This is a genomic window from Massilia sp. TS11, from assembly GCF_022012445.1.
Lineage (GTDB): Bacteria > Pseudomonadota > Gammaproteobacteria > Burkholderiales > Burkholderiaceae_D > Telluria.
Map to the genome: position 1 here is coordinate 261010 of NZ_JAKLTS010000004.1, position 17738 is coordinate 278747.

At 64.5% G+C, this 17738-nt stretch carries 15 protein-coding genes and 1 tRNA gene; 6 read left to right on the forward strand and 10 right to left on the reverse strand.

Annotated features, from left to right (window positions below):
* Positions 1-179: 179 nt before the first annotated feature.
* The 7 genes from LZ005_RS08420 to LZ005_RS08450 all read right to left on the reverse strand — a co-directional run bounded on the left by LZ005_RS08420 (position 180) and on the right by LZ005_RS08450 (position 7148).
* A tRNA-Ser gene (locus tag LZ005_RS08420) sits at positions 180-270 on the reverse strand.
* Positions 271-365: 95 nt separating this feature from the next.
* On the reverse strand, positions 366-1661 hold the full coding sequence (gene serS / locus LZ005_RS08425) for a serine--tRNA ligase (RefSeq protein ID WP_237806614.1): 1296 nt from the start codon (positions 1659-1661) through the stop codon (positions 366-368).
* Between the two features lie 66 nt (positions 1662-1727).
* Entirely contained in the window at positions 1728-2471 is a 744-nt protein-coding gene (locus LZ005_RS08430; protein ID WP_237806615.1) for a penicillin-binding transpeptidase domain-containing protein, read from the reverse strand.
* 25 nt (positions 2472-2496) lie between these two features.
* A complete protein-coding gene (locus LZ005_RS08435) occupies positions 2497-2691 on the reverse strand; it encodes a hypothetical protein (protein ID WP_237806617.1) in 195 nt (64 codons plus the stop codon).
* Between the two features lie 118 nt (positions 2692-2809).
* Positions 2810-4111, reverse strand: coding sequence for a replication-associated recombination protein A (locus tag LZ005_RS08440; RefSeq protein WP_237806619.1), 1302 nt, complete (start codon positions 4109-4111; stop codon positions 2810-2812).
* Positions 4112-4148: 37 nt separating this feature from the next.
* Complete coding sequence (gene lolA, locus LZ005_RS08445) at positions 4149-4778, reverse strand: outer membrane lipoprotein chaperone LolA (protein WP_237806621.1); 630 nt, start codon at positions 4776-4778, stop codon at positions 4149-4151.
* Positions 4779-4787: 9 nt separating this feature from the next.
* Positions 4788-7148, reverse strand: a complete 2361-nt coding sequence (locus LZ005_RS08450; RefSeq protein ID WP_237806623.1) for a DNA translocase FtsK — start codon at positions 7146-7148, stop codon at positions 4788-4790.
* A gap of 98 nt (positions 7149-7246) precedes the next feature.
* Between LZ005_RS08450 and trxB the strand changes: the two genes are divergently transcribed.
* Genes trxB through LZ005_RS08465 form a run of 3 tightly spaced genes read left to right on the forward strand, consistent with a single transcriptional unit; the run spans position 7247 to position 9488 of the window.
* Positions 7247-8203 carry a thioredoxin-disulfide reductase gene (gene trxB / locus LZ005_RS08455; RefSeq protein WP_237806625.1) on the forward strand — a complete coding sequence of 319 codons (957 nt, stop codon included), beginning with the start codon at positions 7247-7249 and terminating at the stop codon, positions 8201-8203.
* Between the two features lie 4 nt (positions 8204-8207).
* Positions 8208-8876 (forward strand): Smr/MutS family protein, encoded by a 669-nt coding sequence (locus LZ005_RS08460; protein ID WP_237806627.1) that lies wholly within the window; start codon positions 8208-8210, stop codon positions 8874-8876.
* A 6-nt stretch (positions 8877-8882) separates the two neighbouring features.
* Positions 8883-9488 (forward strand): trimeric intracellular cation channel family protein, encoded by a 606-nt coding sequence (locus LZ005_RS08465; RefSeq protein ID WP_237806629.1) that lies wholly within the window; start codon positions 8883-8885, stop codon positions 9486-9488.
* Between the two features lie 159 nt (positions 9489-9647).
* Here the strand turns inward: LZ005_RS08465 and LZ005_RS08470 are convergent, their stop codons facing one another.
* Positions 9648-9986, reverse strand: coding sequence for a P-II family nitrogen regulator (locus tag LZ005_RS08470; protein ID WP_237806631.1), 339 nt, complete (start codon positions 9984-9986; stop codon positions 9648-9650).
* A 9-nt stretch (positions 9987-9995) separates the two neighbouring features.
* The gene (locus tag LZ005_RS08475) at positions 9996-11609 is read right to left on the reverse strand and encodes an NAD+ synthase (RefSeq protein ID WP_237806633.1); all 1614 of its coding nucleotides are present in this window, start codon (positions 11607-11609) and stop codon (positions 9996-9998) included.
* Positions 11610-11647: 38 nt separating this feature from the next.
* On the opposite strand from LZ005_RS08475, the gene LZ005_RS08480 reads away from it, so the two are divergent.
* Together LZ005_RS08480 and LZ005_RS08485 are read left to right on the forward strand one after the other, a co-directional pair.
* Positions 11648-12778, forward strand: coding sequence for a GNAT family N-acetyltransferase (locus tag LZ005_RS08480; protein WP_237806635.1), 1131 nt, complete (start codon positions 11648-11650; stop codon positions 12776-12778).
* A gap of 132 nt (positions 12779-12910) precedes the next feature.
* A complete protein-coding gene (locus LZ005_RS08485) occupies positions 12911-15232 on the forward strand; it encodes a TonB-dependent receptor (protein ID WP_237806637.1) in 2322 nt (773 codons plus the stop codon).
* Here LZ005_RS08485 and LZ005_RS08490 read toward each other — a convergent pair.
* Positions 15229-16131, reverse strand: a complete 903-nt coding sequence (locus LZ005_RS08490; protein WP_237806639.1) for a LysR family transcriptional regulator — start codon at positions 16129-16131, stop codon at positions 15229-15231. The genes LZ005_RS08485 and LZ005_RS08490 overlap by 4 nt on opposite strands.
* 57 nt (positions 16132-16188) lie before the next feature.
* Here LZ005_RS08490 and LZ005_RS08495 point away from each other — a divergent pair, with 57 nt between their 5' ends.
* The gene (locus tag LZ005_RS08495; RefSeq protein WP_237806641.1) at positions 16189-17700 is read left to right on the forward strand and encodes a class I adenylate-forming enzyme family protein; all 1512 of its coding nucleotides are present in this window, start codon (positions 16189-16191) and stop codon (positions 17698-17700) included.
* Positions 17701-17738: the final 38 nt, after the last annotated feature.

Consider the following 17738-nt stretch of genomic DNA (forward strand, 5'->3'; position numbering starts at 1 on the left):
AAGAAGGCCCCCAAAATGCGTCGCTTGGATACTCCGCAGAGTGAGCGCATCAGTGGAAAAGACGGTTTCGGGATTCGAATCGGAGCTCGACAGTCGAGCTTGCAAGGCAAGCTAAGTCATTGAACCACAAAGGAAAAACCCAGCAAGCTCTTGCGAACTTGCTGGGTTTAAATGTTTCCTGGCGGAGAGGGTGGGATTCGAACCCACGGTAGGGGGACACCCTACGCCTGATTTCGAGTCAGGTACATTCGACCACTCTGCCACCTCTCCAGGTACTGCAGCAACGGTGGTCACCGTCGGAAGACCAAGATTATAGCAGGCTTGTCCGAAAATGGAAGGGGCAAATCTGCGAATCTTGAATTTTTTTATGTCGCCGGGCTCAGGCGCTCCAAGCCGCCCATGTAGGGGCGCAGTGCCTCGGGGATGATCACGCTGCCGTCGGCCTGCTGGTAGTTCTCGAGCACGGCCACCAGCGTACGGCCCACGGCCAGGCCGGAACCGTTCAGGGTGTGCAGCAGCTCGGGCTTGCCGGCGGCGTTGCGGAAGCGCGCCTGCATGCGGCGTGCCTGGAAAGCCTCGCAGTTCGACAGCGAGGAAATCTCGCGGTAGGTGTTCTGCGCCGGCAGCCAGACTTCCAGGTCATAGGTCTTGGCAGCGCCAAAGCCCATGTCGCCCGTGCACAGTGCCATCACGCGGTACGGCAGGCCGAGCTTCTGCAGAATGGTCTCAGCGTGGCCGACCATCTCTTCCAGCGCCGCGTACGAGGTCTCGGGCTGCACGATCTGCACCATCTCGACCTTGTCGAACTGGTGCTGGCGAATCATGCCGCGCGTGTCGCGGCCATAGCTGCCGGCCTCCGAACGGAAGCACGGCGTGTGGGCCGTCAGTTTCAGCGGCAGGGCGTCGGCCGGCACGATTTCATCGCGCACGAAATTGGTCAGCGATACTTCCGACGTCGGGATCAGATACAGGGCCTCGCCCTCGCCTTCCTGGCCGCCCTTCTTGGCGGCGAACAGATCGGCTTCGAACTTGGGCAGCTGGCCCGTGCCCTTGAGCGAATCGGCGTTCACGATGTAGGGGGTGTAGCACTCGGTATAGCCATGCTGGCCCGTGTGGGTGTCGAGCATGAACTGGGCGATGGCGCGGTGCAAGCGGGCGATGCCGCCCTTCATCACGGCAAAGCGCGAACCGGTCAGCTTGGCGGCGGTGTCGAAGTCCAGGCCCAGCGCAGCGCCGACATCGACATGGTCTTTCACTTCAAAATCAAAGCGCGGCGGCGTGCCGAATTTGCGCACTTCCACATTGCCGGTTTCGTCGGCCCCCACGGGCACCGATTCGTGCGGCAGATTGGGGATGGTGGCCATGAAATCGGCCAGCTTGGCTTGCACAGCCGACAGGGCCTGCTCGTTTTCCTTGAGCGCGTCGCCGATGCCGGCCACTTCCGCCATCACGGCCGAGGTGTCTTCGCCCTTGCCCTTCAACATGCCGATCTGCTTGGACAGCGAATTGCGCTTGCTCTGCAGCTCTTCAGTACGGGTCTGAATGGCCTTGCGCTCAGCTTCCAGAGTGTTGAAGCCGGCTACGTCGAGCTGAAACTTGCGGGTCGCCAGACGGGCGGCGACGGTATCGATGTCTTTGCGGAGAAGTTGAATGTCAATCATGGCCAATGCCAGCTGGAGTGTGTCAAAACCAGCATTGTACCAAGCCGGCCCCGCTCTGGGACCATTTTAGGGCAGCAGTTCGGGCAGGCGTTTGAGGAACAGATCGCGCGCGCGCAGGCCGGCCGGCCCGGGAATATCGGCCGTCTCGATCACCTGGCGCACGAAGACGATGCTGCGGCCGTCCTTGTGCGCCCAGCCGACATACCAGCCGACACTGCCCTGGGCAAAGTCGCCGCTGCCAGTCTTGCCATGCAGCTCCCATCCATTGGGCCGCGCCTCGGCCAGGGTGATGGCCGCGGTCATGGCGTAGGCGTGGGCGCTGACGGGCAGATCCCGTGCCAGCAGGCGCATCAGGAAGGCGCTCTGCTCGCGCGCCGAAATCTGCAGCGTGGTCGACAGCCAGCTCTTTTCCAGCGCATCGGCGCGCGAAGCGTCCTGATTGCCGTAGTCGAAGTCTTTAATGTACTGGCGAAAGCGCGCCAGACCGAGTCGGGCCGTGGTCTGCTGCGAATACCAGACCACGGACAGCTTCATCCACGCGGCCGGGTCGGTGTCCTGCTTCCATTCGGGCCGCCAGGCGACGTACCCGGCCTGGAAGGGCCAGCGTGGGGTGTGTTCCGTTTGCAGAACGCCAGCGTCGTAGCCCATGAGGCTGATGGCGATCTTGAAGGTGGACATGGGCGGCGTGCGCAGATCGCACTGCCCTTCTTCCAGCAGGACGCGGCCAGTGCGCGCGTCCGTCAATAAAGTGCAGTCGGCATAAGCGGCCGGTGCGGCCAGCACTGCCAGCAGGAGTAGAAGTCGCCTCATGGACGGCGATTCTACGCGCCTGCTCTTAGTTCAGGGCGGCTTTCTCGGCGGCGGTCAGGCGTTTGTGGCTGACGACCACGGTCGGCAGTTTGGTATCGGCCACGACAGCGACGCGCTTGGCGGCGTTGAAGCTCGGCGTTTTGGCGGTGGCGAAGGTGGTGACCATGGCGATCAGGGCGGCGGCGACGAAGATCGATTCGGCATTTTTACGGATGTTCATGTTGGGCTCCTTGGTGAAGTGTCATTCGATGATGAAACTTTACCCAAGCGGCCCGCACTTTGCCCTCGGATTGCGATGAACTGCAAAAAACGCGGCGTAGAACGCTTTTTCGCCGGAGTTAGCGCTTGGCCTCGTCGTCCAGGCTGCGCAGCCAGGCCAGCTTTTCGGCGATTTTGCCCTCCAGGCCACGCGGCACCGGCTGATACCAGTGCGGTTCGGCCATGCCTTCGGGCAGATAGGTTTCGCCGGCCGCGTAGGCGTTCGGCTCATCATGGGCATAGCGGTAGGCGTGGCCGTAGCCGAGCTCTTTCATGAGCTTGGTCGGCGCATTACGCAGATGCACGGGCACCTCGCGCGACTTATCCTTCTTCACGAAGGCCATGGCATTGTTATAGGCCATATAGCCGGCATTGCTCTTGGCCGCGCAGGCCAGATAAATGACGGCCTGGGCCAGCGCCAGCTCGCCTTCGGGCGAACCCAGGCGCTCGAAGGTGGCCGCGGCCTCATTCGCGATTTGCACGGCGCGCGGATCGGCCAGGCCGATGTCTTCCCAGGCCATGCGCACGATCCGGCGCAGCAGATACTGCGGATCGGCGCCGCCGTCGAGCATGCGGCACAGCCAGTACAGGGCCGCGTCCGGATGCGAGCCGCGCACCGACTTGTGCAGGGCTGAAATCTGGTCGTAGAAATTATCGCCGCCCTTGTCGAACCGCCGCGCGTTCAGGGTCAGCGCGTTTTCGACAAAGCTGCCGGTGATGTGCTGCGTGCCCGCGGCCTGCGCGCTCGTGTGGGTCTGCTCCAGCAGATTGAGGAAGCGGCGCGCATCGCCGTCCGCATAGCCAATCAGGGTATCGACGGCGGCTTCGTCGAATTCCAGCCCGCGCAGCACGCGTTCGCGCGCGCGCGCCAGCAGCTGGCGCATTTCCTCGTCGGTCAGGGCCTTGAGCACATATACCTGGGCGCGCGAGAGCAAGGCCGAATTGACCTCGAACGAAGGGTTCTCGGTGGTGGCGCCGATCAGCGTGACCAGGCCAGACTCGACAAACGGCAGCAAGGCGTCCTGCTGCGACTTGTTGAAGCGGTGGATTTCATCGATGAACAGGATTGTGCTCTTGCCGGCCGCGAGGAAATGCTCGGCCTGCTCGATGGCGGCGCGGATCTCCTTCACGCCCGACAGCACGGCCGAGACGGCAATGAACTCGCAATCGAAGGCACGCGCCGTCAGCCGCGCCAGCGTGGTTTTGCCCACGCCCGGCGGACCCCACAGAATCATCGAATGCGGACGGCCCGAGCGGAACACCAGATTCAGCGGCTTGCCCTCGCCCAGCAGATGGCTCTGGCCGATCACCTCGGCGATGGTGGCCGGCCGCAGGGCCTCGGCCAGCGGCGGCGTGGGTTCGGTTTTGAACAGGTCGTCCATGGTGGTTCAGATCACAGCCCGGCAGCGAAGGTTCCGCTTACTGGGCGATGACGTCGGCCCCTTTCGGCGGGCTGAACTTGAACTGCACGCCGCCCAGGTTCGGATTCTTTTCGACATTGCGGAAGGCCAGCACCGAGGTCTGGCCGAACGCGTCCTTGAGCTCCATCGCGGCCGGCATGCCGTCCTTCAGACCGATGCGGATGCTGTCGAAGCTCGTGTCCTTGGCCTTGGGCACGGCCAGCAGCCATTCCAGGCCATCCTTGGCGCCCGCGTCGGACAGGGTGAAGTTCTTGTCGAGGTCGTTACTGCCGAACAGGATCGCGGCCGGCGAGGAGCCGAGCGCATTGCCGAGCTTCTTCACCGTGACCTGGTTCAGGTCCTTGTCGTAGATGTAGAGCTGCTCGCCATCGGCCTGCAGCAGCTGTTCATACGGCTTCTGGTAAGTCCAGATGAACTTGCCCGGACGGGCAAACAGAAAACTGCCCTGCGACACCTGGCCGGGCTTGGCGTTCGGGTCCTTTTTCACGATCTTTTGCGTGAACTCGCCCTTGGCCGCCTTGGTCGAGGTGACAAAGCTCTTGAATTGGTCGAGGGCCGAGGCCGCCGCGAGCTGCGTCAGCAAGAGCAGGCTTGCGCCGGCCAGGGCCTTGATACGGGAAACCATCATCTGCATCCTTTATTCAGCGTTAGCCGCCGGCACCAGAATATCGCGATTGCCGTTCGACTGCATGGCCGAGACCACGCCGCTATGTTCCATCTGTTCGAGCAGGCGGGCCGCGCGGTTGTAGCCGATGCGCAGGTGGCGCTGCACCAGCGAGATCGAGGCGCGCCGGTGCTTGAGCACCACGGCCACGGCCTGATCGTACATCGGGTCGGCTTCGGTGCCTTCGCCGCCGCCAGCGCCGCCCAGCTCACCGCCGGCGCCGCCCTCTTCCGCCACGCCGCCTTCGAGGATGCCCTCGATGTAATTCGGCTCGCCCTGCGCCTGCAGGTGTTTGACCACGCGGTGGACTTCATCGTCGGACACAAAGGCGCCGTGCACGCGCATCGGCAGGCCGGTACCGGGCGGCATGTAGAGCATATCGCCCATGCCGAGCAGGGTCTCGGCGCCCATCTGGTCCAGAATCGTGCGCGAGTCGATTTTCGACGACACCTGGAAGGCGATGCGGGTCGGGATATTCGCCTTGATCAGGCCGGTAATCACGTCGACCGAGGGGCGCTGGGTGGCCAGAATCAGGTGGATGCCGGCCGCGCGCGCCTTCTGGGCGATCCGGGCGATCAGCTCTTCGATCTTCTTACCGACGACCATCATCAGGTCGGCCAGTTCGTCGATGATGATGACGATGGTCGGCAGTTTTTCGAGCGGTTCGGGCGCGTCCGGGGTCAGCGAGAACGGGTTCGGAATATGCTCTTCGCGCTTGGCCGCCTCGGCGATCTTGGCGTTGTAGCCGGCCAGGTTACGCACGCCCAGCTTGGACATCAGCTTGTAGCGGCGCTCCATTTCGTTGACGGCCCAGTTAAGCGCGTGGCCGGCCTGGCGCATATCGGTCACCACCGGCGCCAGCAGATGCGGAATGCCCTCGTAGACCGACATCTCGAGCATCTTCGGATCGATCAGGATCAGGCGCACATCGGCCGGATCGGCCTTGTACAACAGCGACAGAATCGTCGCATTGATGCCGACCGACTTACCGGAACCGGTGGTGCCGGCTACCAGCAGGTGGGGCATCTTGGCCAGATCGGCCGTGACCGGCTTGCCGGCGATGTCCTTGCCGAGCGCAATTGTCAGGCTCGAGTTCGAATCGTTGTACACCTTGGAGCCGAGGATCTCGGTCAGGCGCACGATCTGGCGCTTGGGATTGGGCAGCTCGAGCGCCATGTAGTTCTTGCCGGGGATGGTCTCGACCACGCGGATCGAGGTCAGCGACAGCGAGCGCGCCAGGTCGCGCGCCAGGTTCACGATCTGGCTGCCCTTCACGCCGGTCGCCGGTTCGATCTCGTAGCGGGTGACGACCGGGCCCGGATAGGCGGCCACGACCTTGGCTTCGACGCCGAAGTCGGACAGCTTCTTCTCGATCAGGCGGCTGGTGAATTCCATGGTCTCGACCGACACCACTTCCTGCTCGGGCGGCGGCTCATCGAGCAGGGAGATCGGCGGCAGCTTGGAGTCGCCCGGCAGGTCCTGGAACAGCGGCGCCTGCTTTTCCTTCTCGACGCGCTCGGACTTGGGCACGGCCACGACCTGCGGTTCGATCTTGATGGTCGGCGCGGCCACGTGTTTCTCGACCTGCTTGGCGCGCTCATGGACGACCACTTCCTCGCGCTTGACCGAGGCCGCTTCGCCCTGGCGGCGGTCTTCGTGGGTCTGGTAGCGCAGCTGGAACCATTCGATCGTCTGCTCGATCCAGCCGCCGATGCGCTCGGCCACATTCATCCACGACACATGGAAGAACAGGGAGAAGCCGAGGGCAAACAGCATCAGCAGCAGCATGGTGCCGCCGGTAAAACCGAAAGCCACATGGGCCGACTCGCCGATCAGCTGGCCGAGCACGCCGCCCGGCGCGCGCGGCAATTCGGCGCGCAGCGTGTACATGCGCAGAAATTCGATCCCCATGCTGCCCACCATCAGCAGCGCAAAGCCAACCCAGCGGGCGATCACTTCGCCCATGTGCTCGGGTTCGAGCTCGGACTCGTACAGGTATTTGTGGGACAGGGTTTTATAGCCGCGCCAGATCAGGCGCAGGAAGCAGACGCACCACCACCAGGCCGAGAAGCCGAACACATACAGCATGAAGTCGGCCGTTTTGGCGCCGTATTTGCCGCCGAGGTTGGCGAATTTGGTGACGCTGACATCGTGCGACCAGCCCGGATCGCCACGGCTGTAGCTGGCCAGGACCATCACGAAATACAGGAACAGCACAGCCAGCGCCAGCCACTTGGTTTCCGACAGCAGGCGGACCAGACGATTGGGCAGAGGCTGACGTTCGCTCTGGTTGCGGGAATTGGCAGTATTCTGGGCGGGACTCGATTTGGCCATTGGGCGGCAAAATGGTACTTACTACAATCCGGCCATTCTACGGCATAAACCCCGATCGTCTATAATTCTGCCACGCGAAAACTCATCCGAACCCGATCATGACTACTCCGAAACACGCCCGCGTCCTCATTCTTGGTTCCGGCCCGGCCGGTTACAGCGCCGCCATCTACGCGGCGCGCGCCAATCTGAACCCGGTCCTGATCACCGGCGTCGAACAAGGCGGTCAGCTGATGACCACCACCGACGTCGAAAACTGGCCGGCCGATCCGATGGGCGTCCAGGGTCCGGAGCTGATGCAGCGTTTCCTCCAGCACGCCGAGCGCTTCAATACCGAGATGGTGTTCGACCACATCCACACCACCAAGCTCAGCGAAAAACCGATCCGCCTGATCGGCGACAGCGGCGAGTACACGTGCGACGCCCTGATCATCGCCACCGGCGCTTCGGCCCAATACCTCGGCCTGCCCTCGGAAGAAGCCTTCATGGGGCGCGGCGTGTCGGCCTGCGCCACCTGCGACGGTTTCTTCTACCGTAACAAGCCGGTCGCCGTGGTCGGCGGCGGCAACACGGCCGTCGAAGAAGCGCTCTACCTGTCGAACATCGCCTCCAAGGTCACCGTGATCCACCGCCGCGACAAGTTCCGCGCCGAGCCGATCCTGATCGACCGTCTGCTGGCCAAGCAGGCCGAAGGCAAGGTCGAGATCCTGTGGAACCACGTGCTCGACGAAGTCTGCGGCGACGATTCCGGCGTCACCCACCTCCAGGCCAAGGCCACGGAGAGCGGCGCCCTGACCCGGATCGACGTGCACGGCCTGTTCATCGCGATCGGCCACAAGCCGAACACCGGCATCTTCGAAGGCCAGCTCGACATGCACAACGGCTATATCAAGACCCGTTCCGGCACCGAGGGCTTCGCCACCGCCACCAATATTCCGGGCGTGTTCGCCGCCGGCGACGTGCAGGACCACGTCTACCGCCAGGCCATCACCAGCGCCGGCACCGGCTGCATGGCCGCGCTCGACGCCCAGCGCTATCTGGAGAGTCTGGAAGGCTGAGCCCATGGCGGGACTGAAGGACTTCGCCGACCTCAAATCCTTGCGTGAACAGCTCAAGGAACAGGAACGCGTGCGCCTCCAGCAGGAGGCCGAGCGCAAGCGCCGCGAGGAACAGGAACGCCAGGAGGCCAACCTGTTCCGCAGCGCGATCGGCGGCGTCAAGAAGCTGCCCGACAGCGGCAAGCTCGATCCGCATCTGGTCCAGCGCGCCCAGCCGCTGCCGGCCCGGCCGCTGAGCCAGGAAGAGCAGGCCGAGGATGACGCGGCCGTGCTGCGCGCCTCGCTGTCCGACCAGTTCGATGTCGAAGGCCTGCTGGACGACGATCCGACCCTGAATTTCTCGCGCGAGGGCGTGGCCAAGAGCACCATGAAGCGCCTGCGCCAGGGCTACTGGCCGGTGCAGGACGAGCTCGATCTGCACGGCATGCGGCGCGACGCCGCGCGCGAGGCGGTGTCCGATTTCGTCGGCCGCAGCACGCGCCGCAATCTGCGCTGCGTGCGCATCATCTACGGCAAAGGCTACGGCTCGGCCGGCGGCGAGCCGGTGCTGCGCTCGATGGTCCACTCCTGGCTCGTCCAGAAAGACGACGTGGTCGCCTTCTGCGTGCCGGGGCGCGAAGCGGGCGGCCACGGCGCCCTGATTGTTCTGCTCAAAGCTGCCTTCCGCGACTGAGCGCCCATGTCACTGATCAAGATTATCGAGATCATGGCAATTCTGGTGGGCGCCTTCTCGGGCTTCATCGAGGCGCGCCGCAAGCGCATGGATCTGGTGGGCGTGTTCACGGTGGCCTTCATCACGGCTTTCGGCGGCGGCACCATGCGCGACCTGCTGCTCGACAAGCGGCCCCTGTTCTGGGTCACGCATCAGGAATACGCGATCCTGATTTTCTTCCTCGCGCTGATGGCAGCGCCGCTGATCCGCACGCTGCGCCAGGTGGTATCCGAACGCATGATCGTGATTGCCGACGCCATTGGCCTCGGCCTGTTCTCGATTGCCGGCGTGGCCTCGGCCCTGGACGCCCACATGCCGATCTTCATCGCCTCGATGATGGGGGTGATCACCGGGATCTTCGGCGGCGTGCTGCGCGACATCGTCTGCAATGAAGTGCCGATGGTTTTCCGCGACGGCAAACCGTATGCGATATGCGCCTTCATTGGCAGCTGGATGTTCCTGCTGCTCAAAAAATACGGCGCCTCACCCGACTTCGCCTTGTGGTCGAGCGCGATGGCGATCACCGTGATGCGCCTGGCCTCCTGGGCCCTCGACCTGCGCATCATGCGCTAAAGAAAAATCGGGGTCAGACCCCAATTTCCCCAGCCGGAAAGAAGTTGCGCCCCAAACAAATCGGGGTCAGACCCCATTTTTTCTGGCCGAAAAAAAATTGCGCCCAAAACAAATGGGGTCTGACCCCGATTTGTTTTGGGCGCAAGTTTTTGGGGGGGATTAGACGGCGTCGGGGCCGGTCTCGCCCGTGCGGATGCGGATGACTTGCTCGACATTGCGCACGAAGATCTTGCCGTCGCCGATCTTGCCCGTGCGCGCGGCCTTGATGATCGCGTCCACCACGCTGTCCGCCATGTCGTCCGACACCACGACTTCGACCTTTACCTTGGGCAGGAAGTCGACCACGTATTCGGCGCCGCGGTACAGCTCGGTATGGCCTTTCTGACGGCCGAAACCTTTGACTTCGGTGACGGTCAAACCCGTGACATTCAACTCGGCCAGGGCCTCGCGAACCTCGTCCAATTTAAACGGCTTGATGATGCAGGTAATTTCTTTCATGGGAACTCCTTAGTCGTAGAATCGCGAGGTGATCGGGTAGCGCCAGTCACGCCCGAAACCGCGGTGGGTCACGCGGATGCCAACCGGGGCCTGGCGGCGCTTGTACTCGTTAATCTTAATCAGCTTGGTCACGCGCGTCACGTCGGCCGGACTGTAACCGGCCTGGATGATGTCGGCAATCGCGTGGTTTTCTTCCATGTACATGCGCATGATACCGTCCAGTACCTCGTAGGGCGGCAGAGAATCTTGATCCAGCTGGTTCTCGCGCAATTCGGCCGAGGGGCCGCGCGTCAGTATGCGCTCGGGGATGACCTCGCTCAGGCTGTTGCGGTAGTGGCACAGGCGGTAGACCAGGGTCTTGGCGATATCCTTGATGACGGCGAAACCGCCGGCCATGTCGCCGTACAGGGTGCAGTAGCCGACCGCCATCTCGCTCTTGTTGCCCGTCGTGAGCACGATGCTGCCGTATTTGTTGGACAGGGCCATCAGCAGGGTGCCGCGGATGCGCGCCTGGATGTTTTCCTCGGTCGTGTCCTCCTTCAGGCCCTGGAACTCACTCGCCAGCGTGGCCTTGAAGGCATCGAAACAGGGGGTGATCGGGATTTCGTCGTAGCGCACGCCCAGACGTTTGACCATCTCGCGCGAGTCCAGCCAGGAAATATCGGCCGTGTATTTGGACGGCATCATCACGGCGCGTACTTTGTCGGCGCCGAGCGCATCCACGGCCACGGCCAGCACCAGGGCCGAATCGACACCACCCGACAGGCCGAGCAAGGCGCCCGGGAAGCCGTTCTTGCCGATGTAGTCGCGCACGCCCAGCACCAGGGCCTGGTAGACCTGGGCCTCGAGCGACAGCGGCGCCGGCAGCGGCTGGGCCACCGGGGTCGCGCCTTCGAATTCGACGATGCCGAAGTCTTCTTCAAAATGCTTGAGCTGGGTGGTGATCTGGCCGGCCTGGTCCATCACGAAGCTGTGGCCGTCGAAGATCAGCTCGTCCTGCCCGCCGACCAGATTGGCATACACGAGCGACAAGCCCTGGGCCGCCACGTTCTCGCGCATGACGTCCGCGCGCAGGGCCTGCTTGTTCATGTGGTAGGGCGAGCCATTCGGCACCAGCAGCACCTCGGCCCCGGCCTGGCGCGCACGCCGCGGCGCGCTCGGGAACCAGGTGTCCTCGCAGATATTGACGCCGAAGCGCGTGCCCTTGACGTCGAACACCAGGGTGTCGCTGGCCGACACGAAATAGCGCTTTTCGTCGAACACGGTGTCGTTCGGCAGGTCGTGCTTGCGGTAGACGCCAACCACCTGGCCGTCGCGCAGCAGGCTGGCGGCGTTGTAGCGCAGCCCGCCGTCCTGCAGCGGATGGCCGACGATCACGTGCAGGCCGGGAAAGGCGGCCAGGTCCTGCGCGAGGCCGCCGAGGGCTTCGCGCGTTTTTGCGTAGAATGCGTTACGCAGCAGCAGGTCTTCGGGCGGGTAGCCGACCAGGGCCAGTTCGGGCGTCAGCACGATGTCGGCGCCGGCGGCGGCGGCGCGGCTGGCGGCCGCGAAGATCCGGGCGCGGTTGCCGGCGATGTCGCCGACCGTGCTGTTCATCTGAACGATTGCAACTTTAACTGTCATTGGAAGCGTCTACGAACTTGGAAGTCTCGCATTATCGCATGCGCGCCGTTTCCTCTCTGGCCGAGGTGGGCCAGGCGGCCTGGGACGCGCTGCTGGCCTGCCAGGCCGAGTCCAACCCGTTTCTGTCCTATGCCTTCCTGCACGCCCTGCATGCCTCGGGCAGCGCCTGCGCCGACACCGGCTGGACCCCGCACTACCTGACCCTGTGGGACGGCGACACCCTGGCCGCCGCCCTGCCCGCCTATCTGAAAATGCACAGCTATGGCGAGTATGTGTTCGACTGGGCCTGGGCCGAGGCCTATCAGCGTCACGGCCTGCCCTACTACCCCAAGCTGCTGTGCGCCGTGCCCTTCACCCCGGTGAGCGGACCGCGCCTGCTGGCGCGCGACGCGGCCGCCCGCAGCGCCCTGCTGCAGGCCCTGCTGGCCGAGCAGCAAAAGCTGGGCGTGTCCTCGACCCATGTGCTGTTTCCGCCCGAGGCCCAGGCGGCCCAGCTGGAGGCGGCGGGCTTCATGCTGCGCCATGGCGTGCAATTTCATTGGGAGAACGCCGGCTACGCCGACTTCGAGGCCTTTCTGGCCGCGCTCGAGCACAAAAAACGCAAGAACATCCGCGCCGAGCGGCGCAAGGTGGCCGCGGCCGGGGTCAGTCTGCGCCGCCTGCGCGGCAGCGAGGCGGGGCCGGACGACTGGGCCTTCTTCAACCGCTGTTATCAAAACACCTATGCGGCCCACTACTCGACGCCCTATCTGAACCTGGACTTCTTCCTGCGCATCGGCGCCACCCTGCCCGACAATCTGCTGCTCGTCATCGCCGAGCGCGCCGGCCGGCCGATCGCCGCTTCCCTGCTCGTCTACACGGCCGACACCCTGTTCGGCCGCTACTGGGGCGAGGTCGAGCATGTGCCCTGCCTGCATTTCGAGGCCGCCTATTATCAGCCGCTCGAGTTCTGCATCGAACAGGGCATCTCCCGCTTCGAAGGCGGCGCCCAGGGTGAACACAAGATGGCTCGTGGTTTTTTACCAACACGGACCTGTTCGGCCCACTGGCTGGCCCACCCGGCCTTTGCCGACGCCGTCGAGCGCTTCCTGCAGCGCGAACGGGCCGGCGTCGAGAGCTATCTCGATGAATTGGGCGAACGCCTGCCCTTTGTGCGTGCATACCCCTAGCCTTGCCTGAATTTGTGCAATTTTGCACACAGGCCTTGCGTGCGCTTGGCTTTCGCTCCGAATTCAATCGGCGCACACTCCATCGCGATTGCGTAGAACACGCAACTACATAACAACCACAAGGAGACACAGATGCGCTTGTCGAACCGCTCGAAGGCCATTTTCATGGCCCTGCCCCTCGTTTCGGCCATCCAGGCCGCCTACGCCCAGACCCCTGCGCCGGCCGACGGTCCGCAAGCGGTCGAAAACAAGGTGATCGTGACGGCGCGCCGCCGTGAAGAACTGATCCAGGACGTGCCCGGCGCCGTGACCGCGCTGTCGGCCAGCGAACTGGAAAAGATGGCCGTGCCCGACCTGACCGGCGTGGCCGACGTCACCCCGAGCACCACCCTGAAAACCTCGCGCGGCACCAACACCACGCTGACCGCCTTCATCCGCGGCATCGGCCAGCAGGATCCGGTGGCCGGCTATGAACAGGGCGTCGGCATCTATATCGACGACGTCTACCTGGCCCGCCCGCAAGGCGCGCTGACCGACATCTATGACCTCGAGCGCATCGAAGTGCTGCGTGGTCCGCAGGGCACCCTGTACGGCCGCAACACCATCGGTGGCGCCGTCAAATACGTGACCCGCCGCCTGTCCAACAAGCCGATGGGCGAAGTCAAACTGACCGCCGGTAACTACGGCGAGAAAGACCTGCTGGTCAAGGGCAGCGTCCCGATCAGCGACACCTTCCGCATCGGCGGCACCGTGGCCAGCTTCAACCGCAATGGTTTCGGCCACAATGTCATCAACGGCAAGGACAACTACAACAAGGATGTCGTGGCCGGCCGCATCACGGCCGAATGGACGCCGAACGCCGACCTGTTCGTGCGCTTCTCGGCCGACAAGACCGTCGACGACTCGCTGCCGCGCGCCGGCTACCGCCTGACCGCCGGCCCGGCCCCGGCCAACCTGCCGCCGCTGGCCGGCGACTACGACACCCGCGCCAATCTGTACACGGTGCTCGGCCACGACCAGAAGGTCACGACCGAAGGCCAGTCGCTGGTGGTCGAGTATGAAATCGACAAGGGCCTGCAGTTCAAGTCGGTCACGGCCCACCGCAAGTCCTTCTCGTATGCGCCGATCGACTTCGACTCGCTCAACACCCCGCTGTTCGAAGCCCCGGCCATCTACACCGACAAGCAGAACAGCCAGGAATTCCAGCTGACCTTCACCGGCGCCAAATGGCAGGGTGTGGCAGGCCTGTTCTACATGAAGGGCAATGCCTTCAACGAATTCGACGTGCTGTACAACGCTTCGGGCGGTCTGTCGCTGTACACGCTGGACGACATCGACTCCAAAGCCTGGGCCGCCTTCGCCGACGCCAACTACAGCGTATCGGACACCTTCAATGTCACCCTCGGTGGCCGCTACACCAATGACGACCGGCGCGCGCGCATCTACAAGCGCACCTATCTCGGTCTGAGCGGTTCGCCGACGCTGGGCAATCCGGCCGCCGTCGGCCTGGCTGCCAACACCGACATGGGCAAGAACGATCTGCACCGCACCGACACCAAGTTCACGCCGAAGATCGGCTTTGGCTGGAAGTTCGCGCCGGAGCACAATCTGTACACGACCTACTCGGAAGGCTTCAAGGGCGGCATGTTCGATCCGCGCATGGACCTGGCCGCCACCGGCGGTCCGACCACCCCGGCCTCGCTGGCCAAGCGCCAGGGCGTCGAGCCGGAAGTGGCCAAGACCCTGGAACTGGGCGTCAAGTCCTCGTTCGACAAGGGCCGTGTCCAGACCAATGCCGCGATCTTCTACACCGACTACAAGAACGTGCAGATCCCGGGCTCGATTCCGACCTATAACGCGGCTGGCGCCGTCACCGGTTTCGCCGGCACCCTGACCAATGCCGGCAAGGCCAAGATCAGCGGCCTGGAACTGGAAGGTATCGCCCACCTGACCGACGCCTTCACCGTCAGCGGCATGTACAGCCACATCGAGGCCAAGTACAAGGAATGGATGGTCGCCAATGGCAGCAGCCTGACCAACATCGCCAGCTCGGCCGAGTTCCAGAATACGCCCAAGGATTCGGGCAATATCTCGGCCAGCTACACCTGGGCGCAAGACCTGATGGGCCGCAACGGTACTCTGTCGCTGAACAACAGCTACTCGTACAAGTCGAAGACCTATATGGCTGAGATCGTGCGCACCAGCGGTGTGGCCGCCCAGGATGCCCTGGTCGCCCAGAACCAGATGCTGGCCCAGGACGGCTACGGCCTGTGGGATGCGAGCCTGGTCTGGACCAGCCGCGACCGCAAGATCACGGCCGGCCTGCACGCCCGTAACATCCTCGACAAGCGCTACAAGGTGGCCGGCTATGCCTTCGGTGGCTTCTTCAACACCGTCACCACCTTCTACGGCGACCCGCGCACCGTGAAAGCCACCCTGGACTTCAAGTTCTAAGGCAGGCGGAACAGCTCAGGCTGCGTGTCCGGCAGGGCACGCAGCAAGTTCCACACGGCGCGCACGCGCGGCAGGCGGTACAGGTCCACCGGGGCCACCATGTAATAGGCCCGTTCGGCGAACAGTTCATCCTGCAGCAAAGGCACCAGGCGTCCGTCCTTCGGAATCACGTAGGGCGGCGCCATCATCAGCCCCATCCCGGCGGCTGCGGCTTCGGCTTGCCCTGACATCCCGGTACAGCAGAAGCGACGGCGCGGGGTAAAACCCAGTTCATCGAGAAAATGCAGTTCGTTACTTGCCAGGCGGTCCTGCACGTAGTCGACGAAGTCATGGCCGACCAGATCGGCGCGGCTGCGGATCGGCGGGTGGCGCGCCAGGTAGGACGGCGCACCGTACAGGTAAAGACGGAACGGCGCCAGCCGCGTGACCATGTAGCGGCCGGTGTTGGGCGCGTCCAGCGTGATCGACAGGTCGGCCTCGCGGCTGGCCAGGTTGACGAAGCGCGGCTGCACCAGCAGGTCGATCGACAGATCGGGGTGGGATTCGAGAAAGCGCGCCAGCATCGGCGCAATCACCATCACGCCCAGCACTTCGGGCGTACCGAGGCGCACCACGCCTTTCACGCTGACCTGGTTGCTCGAGACTTCGTCCTGGGCGGCCAGGGCGGCGCCCTCCATCGCTTCGGCATGGGGCAGCAGGGCCTGGCCCATCTCGGTCAGCTCGTAGCCTTCGCGCGAGCGGTCGAACAGGGTGGCGCCCAGCTGGGCTTCGAGGCGGTCGATACGGCGCGCCACGGTCGTGTGCTCCACCTCCAGCCGGCGCGAGGCGCCGGACAAGGTGCCGGCGCGCGCCAGCTCAAGAAAATAGCGGAGATCGGTCCATTCGGGCAGGGTCTTCATCCGGAACATTGTGCATCAGCGCACACACCACTGGCAATGTTTTGAGGGAGAGGCGGCTTGGATAGTCTGCACATCGGCGCCCTGGTGGCGCACCACGCGCGCTACCGGCCGGGCGCGCGCGCCCTGTGGGCCAGCGGCGCCTGGCACGACTGGGCCGGCCTCAATGCGCGCACGGCGCGCCTGGCCCTGGCGCTGGAACGCGCCGGTGTCGGTCATGGCGCGCGCGTGGTCACCGTATTGACCAACTGCGTCGAACTGGTCGACGTCTACTGGGCCTGCGCGCGCCTGGGCGCGGTGGCGGTGCCGCTGTCGCCGCTGCTAACGGCCAGCGGCCTGCGCACCCTGCTGGCGGACGCCGCCCCGCGCGTGGTGTTCTACAACGCGGCCAGCCAGGCCGCCGTGCAGGAAGCCTGCGCCGGCAGCGCGGCCGTGCTGGTCGGTGTGGAAGACGACTACGCCGCCTTCGTGGCCGGCTGCGCAGACCAGCAGGTCCCGGCCGCGCTGGCGCCCGACGATGTCTTCAACATCATGTACACCAGCGGCACCACCGGTCTGCCCAAGGGCATCGTCTTGACCCACCGCATCCGCGCCCACTACTGCACGCTGCTGGCCAATGCCTGGCGCATGGACGCCCAGTCGGTCGCCCTGCACACGGGCGCGCTGGTATTCAACGGCGCCTTCGTCACCCTGCTGCCGGCCCTGATGTGCGGCGCCGCCTTCATCCTGCATTCGGCCTTTGATCCGGCCGCCTTTATCGACACGGTCGAACGCGAAGGCGTGACCCACACGATGCTGGTGCCCTCGCAGATCGCGGCGATTCTCGAACAGCCGGGCTTCGATCCGACCCGTCTGGCCTCGCTGCGCGTGCTGGTCTCGCTCGGCGCGCCGCTGCCGCTGGCGCACAAGGAGAAGCTGCAGCAGGTGCTGCCCGATCGCCTGCACGAACTGTATGGACTGACCGAGGGCTTCGTCACCATCCTCGACAAGGTCGACGCCGTGCGCAAGCGCGGCTCGGTCGGCCTGCCGCCGCCCTTCTTCGAACTGCGCATCGTCGACGAGGCGGGCCAGCCGGTGGCGGCCGGCACGGTCGGCGAGATCGCCGGACGCGGCCCGTTTCTGATGGCCGGCTACTACGGCAAGCCGGAGCTGACCGCCCAGACCCTGCGCGACGGCTGGCTGATGACGGGCGACCTTGGCTATGTCGACCAGGACGGCTTCCTGTATCTGGTCGACCGCAAGAAGGACATGATCGACTCGGGCGGCGTAAAGGTCTACCCGCGCGACATCGAGGAAGTGATCGCGCACCATCCGGCCGTGCTGGAGGCCGTGGTCTTCGGCATCCCCGATGAGAAATGGGGCGAGACGCCGATGGCCGCCGTCCAGCTCAAGCCGGGCGCCAGCGCCGACGCCGAAGAACTGCGCGCCTGGGTCAATGCGCGCGTCGGCGCACGCTACCAGCGCCTGGCGCGGCTGGCCATCCATGCGCAGCTGCCGCGCAGCGCGGCCGGCAAGATCCTCAAGCGCGAACTGCGCGAAGCATTTTGGGCGGGCCATGGGCGCGCCATCTGAATCTGTGCATCCGTGCACATTGGGCGGGCATGGCCTGG